13 protein-coding genes are annotated in these 12,892 nt (G+C 65.6%); 6 read left to right on the forward strand and 7 right to left on the reverse strand.

From position 1 onward, the window contains the following. Positions 1–76 precede the first annotated feature (76 nt). From AC1Q6V_RS12280 to AC1Q6V_RS12290, 3 genes are read right to left on the reverse strand one after another with little or no spacing between them, the layout of a single operon-like run. Complete coding sequence (locus tag AC1Q6V_RS12280; RefSeq protein WP_454749273.1) at positions 77–1,024, reverse strand: tripartite tricarboxylate transporter substrate binding protein; 948 nt, start codon at positions 1,022–1,024, stop codon at positions 77–79. Positions 1,025–1,077: 53 nt separating this feature from the next. After that, a complete protein-coding gene (locus AC1Q6V_RS12285) occupies positions 1,078–2,088 on the reverse strand; it encodes an NADPH:quinone oxidoreductase family protein (RefSeq protein WP_010812754.1) in 1,011 nt (336 codons plus the stop codon). Then, complete coding sequence (locus AC1Q6V_RS12290; RefSeq protein WP_454749271.1) at positions 2,085–3,314, reverse strand: CaiB/BaiF CoA transferase family protein; 1,230 nt, start codon at positions 3,312–3,314, stop codon at positions 2,085–2,087. Before AC1Q6V_RS12290 ends, AC1Q6V_RS12285 begins: the two co-directional genes overlap by 4 nt. Before the next feature lie 90 nt (positions 3,315–3,404). On the opposite strand from AC1Q6V_RS12290, the gene AC1Q6V_RS12295 reads away from it, so the two are divergent. Further along, entirely contained in the window at positions 3,405–4,379 is a 975-nt protein-coding gene (locus tag AC1Q6V_RS12295) for a LysR family transcriptional regulator (protein WP_010812756.1), read from the forward strand. A 29-nt stretch (positions 4,380–4,408) separates the two neighbouring features. On the opposite strand, the gene AC1Q6V_RS12300 is transcribed toward AC1Q6V_RS12295, so the two are convergent. The 3 genes from AC1Q6V_RS12300 to AC1Q6V_RS12310 form a co-directional block, all read right to left on the reverse strand. Continuing rightward, complete coding sequence (locus AC1Q6V_RS12300; RefSeq protein ID WP_011617586.1) at positions 4,409–5,383, reverse strand: tripartite tricarboxylate transporter substrate binding protein; 975 nt, start codon at positions 5,381–5,383, stop codon at positions 4,409–4,411. Between the two features lie 273 nt (positions 5,384–5,656). Next, complete coding sequence (locus AC1Q6V_RS12305) at positions 5,657–6,433, reverse strand: aldolase (protein WP_454749270.1); 777 nt, start codon at positions 6,431–6,433, stop codon at positions 5,657–5,659. A gap of 47 nt (positions 6,434–6,480) precedes the next feature. Next, positions 6,481–7,470, reverse strand: a complete 990-nt coding sequence (locus AC1Q6V_RS12310; RefSeq protein WP_011617585.1) for a Bug family tripartite tricarboxylate transporter substrate binding protein — start codon at positions 7,468–7,470, stop codon at positions 6,481–6,483. Between the two features lie 149 nt (positions 7,471–7,619). On the opposite strand from AC1Q6V_RS12310, the gene AC1Q6V_RS12315 reads away from it, so the two are divergent. Next, the gene (locus AC1Q6V_RS12315; protein ID WP_454749269.1) at positions 7,620–8,219 is read left to right on the forward strand and encodes a helix-turn-helix domain-containing protein; all 600 of its coding nucleotides are present in this window, start codon (positions 7,620–7,622) and stop codon (positions 8,217–8,219) included. A 152-nt stretch (positions 8,220–8,371) separates the two neighbouring features. Here AC1Q6V_RS12315 and AC1Q6V_RS12320 read toward each other — a convergent pair whose 3' ends face one another. Continuing rightward, positions 8,372–9,229, reverse strand: coding sequence for an alpha/beta hydrolase (locus AC1Q6V_RS12320; RefSeq protein WP_454749272.1), 858 nt, complete (start codon positions 9,227–9,229; stop codon positions 8,372–8,374). Between the two features lie 137 nt (positions 9,230–9,366). Here AC1Q6V_RS12320 and AC1Q6V_RS12325 point away from each other — a divergent pair, with 137 nt between their 5' ends. From AC1Q6V_RS12325 to AC1Q6V_RS12340, 4 genes are all read left to right on the forward strand, one after another. Further along, a complete protein-coding gene (locus tag AC1Q6V_RS12325) occupies positions 9,367–10,152 on the forward strand; it encodes an AraC family transcriptional regulator (RefSeq protein ID WP_011617583.1) in 786 nt (261 codons plus the stop codon). Positions 10,153–10,298: 146 nt separating this feature from the next. Further along, positions 10,299–10,763 carry a RidA family protein gene (locus AC1Q6V_RS12330; RefSeq protein WP_011617582.1) on the forward strand — a complete coding sequence of 155 codons (465 nt, stop codon included), beginning with the start codon at positions 10,299–10,301 and terminating at the stop codon, positions 10,761–10,763. A gap of 3 nt (positions 10,764–10,766) precedes the next feature. Continuing rightward, positions 10,767–12,143, forward strand: coding sequence for an adenylosuccinate synthetase (locus AC1Q6V_RS12335; RefSeq protein WP_454749268.1), 1,377 nt, complete (start codon positions 10,767–10,769; stop codon positions 12,141–12,143). After that, positions 12,140–12,766: a pyridoxamine 5'-phosphate oxidase family protein gene (locus AC1Q6V_RS12340; protein WP_176844217.1), complete on the forward strand. Its 627-nt coding sequence runs from the start codon at positions 12,140–12,142 to the stop codon at positions 12,764–12,766. Before AC1Q6V_RS12335 ends, AC1Q6V_RS12340 begins: the two co-directional genes overlap by 4 nt. The last annotated feature ends 126 nt before the right edge of the window (positions 12,767–12,892 follow it).

A 12,892-nucleotide genomic window follows, 5' to 3' on the forward strand; every position in this document is an offset into this window, starting at 1 on the left:
AGCAATCTGAAAGATTGGCCAACTGCGCGTCTGGCCGACACCCGGCATCGGCCAGTCCTGCGGCAACCGCCGTGCGCTACTGGTCTGCCTTGGCCCCCGAGCGCCGCACGATTTCCGCCCATTTTTTGCTTTCGGAAGCGTTGTAGCGGGCAAAGTCGCCAGGTGAGGAGCCGACCGGCTCGGCGCCCATGTCGGCATATTGCTGGCGCACATCGGGCCGCTTCAGCGCGCCGGCCGCATGCGCGGCCAGCTTTTCCACGACCGGGGCCGGCGTGCCGCGCGGCGCCCACAGCCCGTACCAGGTGCTGATGTCGAAGCCGGGCAGGCCGGACTCGGCGACGGTGGGCACGTTTGGCAGCGCGCTCGCGCGCCGCGCGGTGGTCACGGCAACGGCACGCAGCTTGCCGGACTTGATGAAGGGCATCGCCGACGGCATGGAATCAAACATCAGCTGGATCTGGCCGCCCATCAGGTCCGTCAGCGCCGGCGCGCTGCCCTTGTACGGCACATGCTGCATCGGCACCTTTGCCGCCAGCTTGAACGATTCGCCGGCCAGGTGCTGGGCCGAGGCATTGCCCGCCGAGCCGAAGTTGAGCGCACCGCCCTGGCTATTTGCGTAGGCGATCAGGTCCTGCACTGTCTTCACCGGCGAGGCGTTGTTGACCACCAGCACCAGCGGCACGTCGGCCAGCTGCGTGATCGGCACGAAGTCCTTGAAGGAGTCATAGCGCATCTTCGGCTGAATGCTGGGGTTGATCACATGCAGCGAGGCATTGGCCAGGATGGTGTAGCCGTCGGCGGGAGCGCGCGCCACGGCTTCGGCGCCGATCATGCCGCTGGCGCCGGGTTTGTTGTCGACCACCACGCTCTGGCCCAGGCTCTCGCCCATCTTGACCGCGACCACGCGCGCGAGCAGGTCGGTGGGCCCGCCGGCGGGGTAGGGCAGCACCATGCGCACGGGATGCTGCGGGAAGTCCTGCGCGACGGCGGCAGCCGGCAGCGCGGCCGCGGCTGCCGCCAGCATCAGTGCCGCGCGCAGCCGCGGCCAAGCCGGAAGTCGTTTCTGGTATCGGTTGTTCACGTCTCTGTCTCCTTGATTTTTATGGCTACCTTGCCCACCACCTGGCGGGATTCCAGCGCGGCCAGGGCGTCGTCCAGGCCGGTGATCGGATAGACCGCGGATACGGTCGGCTCCAGCTTGCCCCGCGCGGCCCAATCGAACAGCGTCGCCATGACCTCCTGCAGCGCCGTTGCATGCTCGGCCCGCTCGTTGGCGGGCGTCCAGCCGATGTAGCGGCCAAAGAAGAACCCGTGCAGCGTGAGGTTCTTGACCAGCAGCAGGTTGACCGGGGCCTGCGGGATGGTGCCGCTGGCAAAGCCGATGCTGAGGATGCGCGCGTTCGCCGCCGCCGCACGCAGGGCCTGGTTGAACAGGTCGCCGCCGACCGGGTCCACCACTACGTCCGCGCCACGGCCGTGCGTCAGCGCCTTGACCGATGCCGCCAGGTCCGCCGGGGCCAGCGCGTGCGTGGCGCCGCGCCGCAGCGCGTCGGCACGCTTGGCCTCGGTGCTGGCGCAGGCGATGACGGTGGCGCCGAGCTGGCGCGCAATTTCCACGGCAGCCAGGCCGACACCGGCCCCGGCGCCAAGCACCAGCACCGTGTCATTCGGGCGCAGCGCGCAGCGCCACACCAGCCCGCAATACGCCGTGCCATAGGAAATCGGGATCGGCAGCGCGGCCTTTGACGGCAGCGCATCCGGGACGCGGTAGACGGTGTACTCGGGCACGGTGACCTGTTCGGCAAAGCAGCCCCAGTCCGCGATCGCCACCACCCGGTCGCCGGGACGCAGCCGCGTGCACGCGTCACCGCAGGCCACCACGCGGCCGACCGCTTCGGTACCGGGCACGAAGGGCAACGGGGGCCGGCGCTGGTACTGGCCGGCGATCATCAGGCCGGTGGCGTGGCTGACGCTGGCGTACTCGACGGCAATCGTGACCGCATGCGGGTCGGCCAGCACCGGTTCCGGGATGGCCTGCAGCGCGACGTCCTGCACGCCGCCGAACTGCTTGCAGACAAGCGCCTTCATTGCACACCTGCCTTGGCCGCGGGGGCCGTCGCCTGTCGCACCACACCCTGCTGCAGCCATGCGTCGATGGCCTGCTGGCCGAAGCCGGCCTCGCGCAGGACCTGCACGGTATGTTCGCCGTTGGCCGGCGCCGGGCCGGCATCCCGGCGCATGTCGCGCGCCGGGATGCCGGCGAAGGGCAGCGGTCCGAGCCCCGGCTGCGCGATCGTCTGGAAGGTCTGCCGGTGTGCCGCCTGCGGGTGTGCCAGCACGTCTTCATAGCTGCGCACCGGGGCATGCAGCACGTCGTGCCGGCTGAGGATGTCTTGCCATTGCGCGGTCGTGCGCGTGGCGATCTGCTCGGCCACCTGCTGGTTCAGCAGCGCGGCGTGGGCCATGCGCGCGGCATTGTCGGCAAAGCGCGGGTCTTCCAGCCAGCCGGTGCGGTCCAGCGCATGGCATAGCTTGGCGAACTGCGCGTTGTTCAGCGCCAGCAGCGTCACGCTGCCGTCGCTGCTGGCATAGACGCCATTGGGCGCGCTCACCGGGCCGGCGGCCGTCGGGCCACCGATGGCATGCTCGAGCAGGTTGTTGGCCTGCAGCGCACAGCAGGCATCGAACAGGTTCAGCTCGACATGGCCGCCGAGTCCGCTGCGAAAACGCCGGCACAGCGCCGCGGCGCAGGCCTGGGCGGCATAGAGGCCGGTGGCGGCGTCGGCGAGCAGCATGCCGATGCGGCGCGCGCCACCGTCGGCGCCACGGTTGGCGAACATCAGCCCGGAGTCGGCCTGCATCACCGAGTCCGAAGCCGGATAGTCGGCATAGGGACCATCCGGGCCATAGCCGCTGATCGACACATAGACCAGCGCGGGCCGCTGCGCGGCCAGCGCCGCATAGCCCACGCCCAGCCGTTCCGCCACTTGAGGGCGGAAGTTCTGCACGACGATGTCCGCCTGCAGCGCAAGGCCGAGCAGCACCTCCTTGCCGGCGTCAGTGGTGGCGTCGATGCAGGCGCTGCGCTTGCCGGCGTTATAGGCGATCGCCAGCGCGCTGGTATCGCCGCGCACGACCCCGACCTTGCGGCCCCAGTCGCCCGCGGGCGGCTCGACCTTGACGATTCCAGCGCCTTGCTGCCACAGGATGTGCGCGCAATACGGGCCGGCAATGCCCTGGCTGATGTCGAGCACGCGCAGGCCGGCGAAAGGCAGGTCGGTGTCGGACAGGTCGGAAGCGGGCAGTGCGGACATGGCGTTCGAAAGGTGGGTAAGCAGGAGGTTTATGCTAGGGTTGGCTTCCTGCCAGGACAATCCCTCGATTTGTGCCTACGGTGTTGACTCATGATTGACAATAATTTCGATCTCAACCTGGTGCGGCTGTTCGTGACCATGGTCGAGTCGCGCACGCTGACCGCCGCCGCGGAGCGCAGCGGCATGACCCGCTCCAACGTATCGCGCCGCCTGAAATTGCTGGAGCAGCACCTGGGCGCCCAGTTGATGCGCCGCACCACGCGCCATGTCGAACTGACCGAGGCGGGCCAGTTGTTGTACGCGCATGGCTTGCGCATGCTGGACGAACTGCAGTCCGCCAATACCTCGATCGACAGCCTTGGCCAGGTGGTGCGCGGCGACGTGCGTATTCGCCTGCCCACGGGACTGGGTCATCTCTACCTGACCCCATTGCTGCTGGAATTCGCGCGCAACTACCCGCAGATTTCGCTGCGCGTCGTCATCAACGACAACATTGGCGACCTGATCCCGGCCGAGGTCGACGTGGCGCTGAAGATCACCTCGCAGCCGCCCGATGACCACGTGGCGAGGCGCATCTGCGATGTCGGCTGGTGCCTGTGCGCGTCGGCCTCGTTCCTGGACAGCCACGGGCCGATCCGGACCGTGGCCGACCTGGAGCGCTGCGACATGATTGCCCCGGCATCGCTGGGGCGCCGCTTTACGCTGAAGGTATGGCTGGCGGGCACGCCGATGACGCTGCGCGTGTCGCCCCGGATCCAGTCAGGCGACTATCCGTTCCTGTTCGAGTCGGTGATGGGCGGGCTGGGCGTGGCGCTGCTGCCGCGCTATGCGGTCTGGCGGCAACTGCAGTCCGGACAGATGCGCGAGGTGCTGGCCGAGTGCGAAGCCGAAGGCGTGGGCGACAGTGTCTACATGCTGACCGCGCCAAACCGCTATCCCACGCTGGCAACGCGAACGCTGATGGACTTTATCCGCCTGCACCTGGAGCGGCAGGCAGAGAACTGGGGGCGCCGCAACCTGCCTGCGGCAACGGCCAATGAAAGCCGTGCCGCCCCGGCGTCCTGACCGATGGGGCGGCATGGCGGGCACAGCGATTACTTCTCCTGCATCCTGGCGGCCTTGACAATCTCGCCCAGCCGCTTGCGCTCCGCCTCGACAAACTTCACAAAGTCCGCACGCGTGCCGCCGACCGGTTCGATGCCCACGGCCTTCAGCTTGGCGGCGGCGGCCGGGTCCTTCATGGCCTTGTCCACCGCGGCGGCCACCTTGTCCAGGATGGCGTCGGGCGTCCCCTTGGGGGCATGGACGCCGGCCCAATGCGCGATCTGCAGGTCCGGGAAACCTTGCTCCACCGCGGTGGAAAGCTGCGGGTAGGCCGAGATGCGCTGCGTCCAGGTGGTGGCGAGCGCCTTGAACTTGCCATCGTGCAGGATATGCGGAAGGGCGATGATGCTGGCCTCGGAGGTTCCTTCCACCTGGCCGCCCAGCACTGCCGTAGTGCTTTCCGACCCGCTCTTGTAGGGCACCGGCTGCAGCTTTGCGCCGTACTTCACATTCAGGATCTCCGCCACGAAGTGCGGGGTGCTGCCGGTCCCCGCGGTCGCGAAGTTGAAACCGTTCCCCTTCTTTGACGCCTCGACGAAGTCGCGCAGATCCTTGTAGGGCGCGTTCTTCGGCACCACGATGACCGAAGGCGCAAGGCCGATCATGGCCACGGGAACCAGCGCGTCATCCTTGAACGGCATTGACTTCTTGATCATGCTGTTGGAGATGACGCCGGCTGCGCTGATCAGGAAGGTATAGCCATCCGGCGCGCTCTTGGCCACGATGTCGGCGCCCACGGTGCCGCCCGCGCCGGGCCGGTTCTCGATCAGCACGGTCTGGCCCAGCGCCTTGGTTGCGCCCTCGGCCGCGGCGCGCGCCATCAGGTCATTGGCGCCGCCGGCGGCAAAGGGCACGACAAAGCGGATCGTCTTTGCTGGCCACTGTTCTTGTGCGCAAGCCGGGGCCGCCGCGATGAGGGCTGCCGTTGCCAACAGGCCCAGGGTGAATCGGTTTTTAATGGTCAAGGCATGTCTCCGTTCTTGGGTAGGGGTATGAGCGCCGGCGGCGGGCGCCGGCTATGGCGCCGTCACTCACCTGCGCCATCGGCGGCAGATCTGCGATTCCCGCCCTGCCTGCCATGACGCGATTATCCCATTCGACCAATACTGTCGGAGCTTGCGCTTCTCATATCAAGCAAGCGGCAATGGCGCAGGGCCAGGCGTGGTTCAGGTTCTCAGCAGACTGCAGACTTCGCCATGGCCTGGCCGTGCTTGCGCCGGCCCGTCGGCGCCCTGTTGCTATTCGGCGCCCAGCCCGCGACGCGCACGCCGCGAGTAGTAGGCAAAGGTGGCTTCGAACCGCTTTTGGGTGCTGACCCAGCGCCGCGCTTCGCAGCCCAGATCGTGCGGGATCGGCTGGATCGGGCCCGCCGCCATGGCCAGCAGTTGCAGCCGGGCGGCACGCTCGAACATCACACCCAGTACGCAGGCTTCTTCCACCGTGGCACCGGCCACCAGCAGGCCGTGGTGGGACAACAGGATGGCCTTCTTGTCACCAAGGGCTCCCGAGATGATTTCTCCCTCTTCATTGCCGACAGGAATGCCAGGCCATTTCTCAAGGAACGCGCACTGGTCGTAGAGCACGCACGTGTCCATATGCGAAATGACCAGCGGCACCTCCAGCATCGCCAGCGCCGAGGCGTGCGGCGCGTGCGAATGGACAATGCAGTTCAGGTCCGGACGCGCACGGTAGAGCCAGGAATGGAAGCGGTTGGCCGGGTTCGGCATGCCGCTGCCTTCCAGGACTTCCAGGTCTTCGTTGACGAGCAGCAGGTTGTCGGACGTGATTTCGTCGAAGCCCAGACCCAGGCGCTGGGTCCAGTAGGTGCCAGGCTGTTCTGCGCGCGCGGTGATCTGGCCTGAGAGGCCGGAGTCGTGCCCGAAGGCGAACAGGATCCGGCAGGTTTCGGCTACTGCCTCGCGCAGCGGCATTTTCTGCGTGCGCAGTTCCATCTGGATTTTCTGGAGCGAGGCGGCGACGATTTCGCTCTTGCTCAGTTGCATGGTGCTGGCCATGGGATTTTCCTTTCGTTGTGCTGGAGAAGCGGAGCTTTCAGTCCGCGTTACCTGGTCTTGTTGTCAGCCTTGAGCAAGGCCGACCAGCGCTGGTCTTCTTCTTTGATCAGCTTGCGGAATTGTTCGGGCGACGATGACATCGGTTCAGTGCCCTGTGCCATCAGCGTGGCCTTGAACTTGGGGTTCGATACCACGCCGGCAATGGCTGTGTTGAGCTTCTTCACGATGGCGGCATCAAGGCCGGCAGGCGCAATCAGGCCTGCCACCGAACCGGACACGATGGTCGGCAGGCCCAGTTCCGGTGTCGCCGGCACGTCCGGCGCGGTGGCCAGCCGCCGCGGATTGGCAACGGCCAACGCCCGCAGCTTGCCGGAGGCGACGAATGGCATCACCTGCGGCGTGGCCTCGAATGTCATGTTGACCTGCCCCGAGACGACGTTGGTCACCGATTCAGCGCCGCTCTTGAACGGTACGTGCAGGAATTCGGCCCGGGCCGCGTCCTGCAGCACGCGCATGCCCTGGTACGGCGAGCTGCCGACGCCTGCGGTGCCTACGCTGACGGCGCCGGGCTGGCGTTGCGCGAGCTTGATCAGTTCGGGCAGCGTCCTGGCCGGGACGTCGGCGCCGACCACCACCAGATGGGGCGTGGAACCGACGAGCGAGATATAGGTGAAGTCCTTCGCGCTATCAAAGCTGACCTTGACGTCCGTATGCGGATTGACCGCAAGGACGCCTACGGTGGCAAACATCAGTGTGTAGCCATCGGGCCGGGCACGACGTACGAAATCCGCCGCGATGTTGCCGCCCGCGCCGGGGCGGTTTTCCACGACGATCGACTGGCCAAGCTGTTCAGACAGGGCCTTGCCGGTGGCGCGTGCCACCAGGTCAGTGATGCCGCCGGCGCCGAATGGCACCACCAGCGTAATGGGACGATCCGGATAGCCGGCCGCGTGGGCAGCAGGCAAACCACTGAGGAATAGGGTGACAAACAGGGCTGCTGCACCTGCGAGATGGGGGCGCTTGGGACTCACTTGCATGCTCCTTCGGGGGCGGGTGGGGAAACAAGTGTGTCTATAATGACACCGAAGTGTCATTTAGGCAAGCCGAGTTGCCCATGTGTCGTGCCGACCTTACAATCCGAGCCGACCCATGCGCCTGTCCGGGCGCTTCTAACCAGTGACTGCGGATGATCAGGAAGCAAGAATCGGGCGCTCCGGCCGCTCTTTCGACCATCGCCGAACGGCTGGCGGCACTGCGCAAGCTCAACGGGCTGACGCTTGAGGAACTGGCGCAACGGGCATCGCTGACCAAGAGCTACCTGTCCAAGCTGGAGCGCGGCCTGTCGTCGCCGACCATCGGTACGGTGCTCAAGCTGGCCGAGGCCCTCGACGTGACCGTCGACCAGCTGATCGCCAAGCCGCAGCGCGGCAATGAGATCCTGCTGGTCAAGGCCGCGGACCGGGTTCCGTTCAGCCCGTCCGCCGAGCGCCAGGGCTATACCTACGAAGCCATTGCCACGGAGCGCGTGGACAAGGCGATGCAGCCCTTCGTCATGGTGCCGCCGTTCACGCTGGCACAAGACCAGCCAATGGCCAGCCATGCCGGCGAAGAGCTGATCTTCGTCGTATCGGGCGAGATGGAGGTGCTGTTCGATGACCGCACGGTACGGATGAAGGCTGGCGACTCGCTGTATTTCAACGCATCGATCCCGCATCGCTCGCGCTCGATTGGCAAGACCCTGGCACAGGCGCTGGTGGTAGTCAGCGACCGGAAGAGGGTGGGGTAGCGCGTGGTTTGCCACGCCATGGAATCTTCTGATCACGAGTTCGCGCTTTCACAACCGTGCAGGCAAGCGCCCCGATCCGGTGATTGCACCGGGACCGCGGACATGGCGGCCTGTGCTGAATGCCGCCCTGCCCGCGATCCGGCCCTCAGGCCTCAGGCGCGCTCGATCATGCGCAACACCGACGCGGCCAGGGCGCCATCGGCATCGCCCAGCAGGTCGACTGCGTCGAAATGATGGCCGCGCTCCTGCACCACCACCTGCACGTCAAAGCCGCATTCGCCCAGCAGCGCCTGGTATTCGCGCTGCAGCCGGTGGTACTCCGGCGACTCATCCCCGCCAACGGTCAGGATCATGGGCAATTTCACTCGTGGAACATGATGAATCGGGCTGTAGCTGGCGACATCCGCCTCGGTCAGACCGACCACCTTGTTGAGATAGCACAGGCGGATAGGTTCGAGGTCATACAGGCCGCTGATCGCGCATCCGCCCTTGAGCACGTCAGCGGGGAGGCCGAACGACTCCCAATCGGTTCCTGCCAGCGTGGCGGTGAGATGTCCGCCGGCTGAGTGGCCGGATACATAGATGCGGTTCGCATCGAACCCCAGTTCGGCCGCATTGCCGTGGAGCCATGCCACGGCGTCGCGATTATCGCGGACGATCTCGGCCATCCCGACCTCCGGGGCGAGCCGGTAGTTCACCACGGCGACGTTGATGTCGTGCTTCAGGTACGGGGCGGCAACGTGGCTGAAGTCCGACTTGTCCAGCGATTGCCAGTAGCCGCCATGAATGAAGACGAGCAACGGACGGCTCCTGGTGGCTGCGGGAAAGAAGTCCAGCGCCTGCTTGGCGTCCAGGCCATACGCAAGGTTCTCCTTTATGGGATGGGCGCGACGGAATGCGGCGCTGGTGTTCTCCCATCCCTTGAAGATGTCCTGGAACCCGGGAATTCCCGCCCTGACGTTGTACTGCTTGTCCAGTTCTTCCTGATTGAAGTTTCGATACACTGACATTACTTTTGGCTCCAGACTGTGGGACCGATGCCTCGATTCCATTTGATCGTTGCGACGCATTTGGCGTCCGGCCAAAGATACGTATCGGCGTGTGGCTGCGCGCGCCCCTGGATGACAACGACTATCGCAAAGACGCCATGTTTGGAAAGAGCGAAAACCGGGATGACTACCAGGCGATAGACCGGCGAGTGGGCGGGATGGCGCGCAAGCTGAAGGACGGCTTCTATATCTCCGCGCATTCCCACCCCCGTGGCCAGCTGATCTACGCCTATGTGGGCGCTATCCTGGTGACCACCGATTTCGGCTCCTGGGTGGTGCCGCCTCAACGCGCGGTCTGGGTTCCGTGCAACGTCGAGCACGCCATGCAGGCCTGCGGCGATGTGGAAATGCGCACGGTCTATATTCGCGCTGATGCCATTCCTGATGAGTTGCGCAACTGTTGTGTCGTCGCTGTGCCGCCGCTGCTGCGCGAACTGATATCGGCCGCCGTGCGCATGCCGCTGGACTATGACGAAAGCGGCCGCGACGGCCTGGTGGTGCAGCTTCTGCTGCAGGAACTGCGCCCGCTTTCCGTGGTGCCGCTGCATCTGCCGATGCCCAAGGACCCTCGGCTGAGCAAGATCTGCGCAAAGATCCTCGAGGACCCTGCCGATGAGACTTCCGTGGCGGCGTGGAGCCGTTCGGTCGGCGCCAGCGAGCGCACCATCATCCGCCTGTTTCCCGAAGAAACGGGCATGACCTACAGCCGCTGGAAGCAGCAGGCCCGGCTGATGGCCGCGGTACGCCTGCTTGCCGAGGGCTGCCATGTCACGGACATCGCGCTGCAACTTGGCTATGAGAGTCCGAGTGCCTTCAGTGCCATGTTCAGGCGTGCGCTGGGCATGACGCCGACCGAATACTTCAGGGACATGGCTGGCGACTAGGCGCCAGCCGGCAGGTTGGCGTCTGCGCGACATCAACTGGCGTCGCCACGCGAATCTAAGGCTTAACCGTGCGGCACAGTCGTGGTGTCGGCGGAGGCCAGCACCGTGCTCACTTCGCCGACACTTTTTCAAGTCGAGGAGTCAGTATGTCAGTGATGGATCGTATCCAGGCTGCCGGCATTGTCTTGCCTGCCACGGAATTTCCCAAAGCGCACTATGTCCCTTACACCCTGCACCATGGTTTGCTGACGGTATCGGGGCAGTTGCCGCTTCAGGACGGCAAGCCGGTCTTCGTCGGCAAGGTCCCGGGCGCAGTCACCGTCGAAGCGGCACAGCAGGCCGCGCGGTTGTGCCTGGCCAACCTGCTGGGTTGGGTGGCGGCAGCGACCGATGGGGATTTCGAACGAATCCGGGGCATCGTCCGCGTTGGAGGCTATGTTGCGGCGGAGCCGGGTTTCCATGATGCGCCGCTGGTGATCAATGCAGCGTCGGAATTGCTGAACCGGATCTTTGAAGAGAGAGGGCGCCATGCCCGCCTGGCGCTCGGCGTGGCGAGCCTTCCCTTCGGTGCCCCGGTGGAGATCGAGGCGACATTTGCGCTGGACGCGTAGGCGATGGGCACCGCGAAAAAGGCGGGGTACGCCGACGTCCTGGTCGGACTGCAATATGGCGATGAGGGGAAGGCGCGGGTCGTCGATCACCTCGCCGGCGAGTACGAGGTGATTGCGCGCTTCAACGGCGGCGCGAACGCCGGGCATACCATCGCCACGCCTGACGGAACCTTGCGGCTACGGCAGGTCCCCTCCGGGGTGCTGCATCCCGGCGTTGCGCTCTACATCGGCTCAGGCTGCGTGATCGGGTTGCAGCAACTGGCAGCCGAAATCGAGATGCTCGCGGCGCAGGGGATCGATCTGGGCGGGCGGTTGACGATCAGTGACAGGTGTCCGGTCGTCCAGCCTCTCCATGTCCTGGCCGATCGCCACGATGGCGCCCAGATTGGCACCACCGGCAACGGCATCGGCCCGTGTTATGCGGATCTCGCGACCCGCGTGCGGGGAGGGGAGCGATCTTCGTTTCAGCTCCGCGACCTGGTGGTTGACGGGAGCCGGGTGTTCGAGCAGATGATGCGGCTGGCCGTGCAGCGCGACGGCGACGGCGAGGGTCTTGTGGCCGTGGTGAACGCGATGCGCCAGGCGTGGAAGGTGGTTGAGCCGTTCGTGACGGACGATCCGGTTGCGCTCTTGCGGCGGGTCGAAGCGGGTGCCAATGTGCTCTTCGAGGGCGCGCAGTCCGTCATGCTCGATGTGGTGCAGGGCGTTCAGCCTTGGGTCACGTCCAGCCATACGATGCCTTCTTACGCGTATGTGGGTGGCGACCTCCCATGCAAGTATCACCGCAAGACCATCGGCGTCGCCAAGGCGATCGTATCCCGGGTCGGCAGCGGGCCGTTGCCAACCGAACTTGGCGCAGGGCGATCCGAGGCCTATTGCGCCGATGCGGCGCGGGAGGGCCGCGGCGGGGCCGACGAGGCGGCCAGGCTGGATCCGCTGGCTTTGCTCGCCGAAGCGGACGAATTCTCCATCGGCGTGGCGATCCGGATGCTGTCGAATGAGTACGGCACCGGAACCGGCCGGCCACGGCGGGTAGGGCTGCTTGACGTGGCGCAGCTCCGGCTTGCTGTACGGCAATGCGGGGTTGACGAGGTGTATCTGAACAAGTGCGACAGCCTGGCGGCCTTTGACCGCACGCGCGAGCGCTGCATCCCGGTCGTTGCCGGCGCCACTGACACCGGTGGCCAGCGCGTGGTGCGGTTTCCTGCCTTTGCCGAAGACACCATCCCGACGGATGCCACTTCCCCCCTGCCTCCGCAACTGGAAGCCCTGCTTGAATGGCTGGCGGATGCCATTGGCCGGCCCTTGCGCGGAATTGGTTTGGGGCCCGGACGCGCGCAGATGCGGCATTTTCAGAACCATCAGCAGACGAGACCATGACGACCACGACACCCGCCTACCTTCACAACGAAATGCGCCGGACCGACCTGGCCTGGACCGACTGGCCGGCCATCGAGGCCTTCCTCCGGAACGAGCTGATCTGCCGGGTCGCGGTGCATGACACACCCTATCCCTACATTACCGCGCAGAGCTTTACCTTCACCGGCGACGCCTTCCTGATCCACAGTTCCAGATTCGGAAAGCTGGCCTCGGCGATTCGGGCGAATCCCCTGGTCACGATCGAGGTCGACCGGCCCGTGGCCTTGCTGAAGGCACCGAAGGGACAGAATACAAGCCTCGAGTACTACAGCGCCATCGCGCGATGCGAAGTCAGGCTGCGGGACAGTACCGACGAGGTGCGTGCCCACCAGTACCAGGCGCTGGACAAGTTCCGGCCCGAGAAAGACTACTCGCCGATCGAGGACGGCGCAGCCAGCCAGATCGTTGCCTATCGCTGCGAGATTCGTGAGATGAGCGCGAAGAAACGCATTCTTGCCGATGGACAGTACTCGCCACCGGGTCAGCCGAAAGCGCCGTACCTGCGCTATCCCTTCCAGTCCGGTGCCACGCTGTCCGGCTTGCCGCCGGAGGCATTCGATCCCCACAGGTTTGCTTCCAGGTGAGTCAGGCCATCGCGCGACATGAAGAGGTGCTCCGGCACCTCTTTTTTTTGGTTCATCGCCGATCTGCGTGACCGTTTAGAAACAAAAAGGGCCAACAAGCCCACCACTGTTATCTTGGAGTTGCGA

The sequence above is a fragment of the Cupriavidus sp. GW823-FHT07B10 genome, from assembly GCF_058794355.1.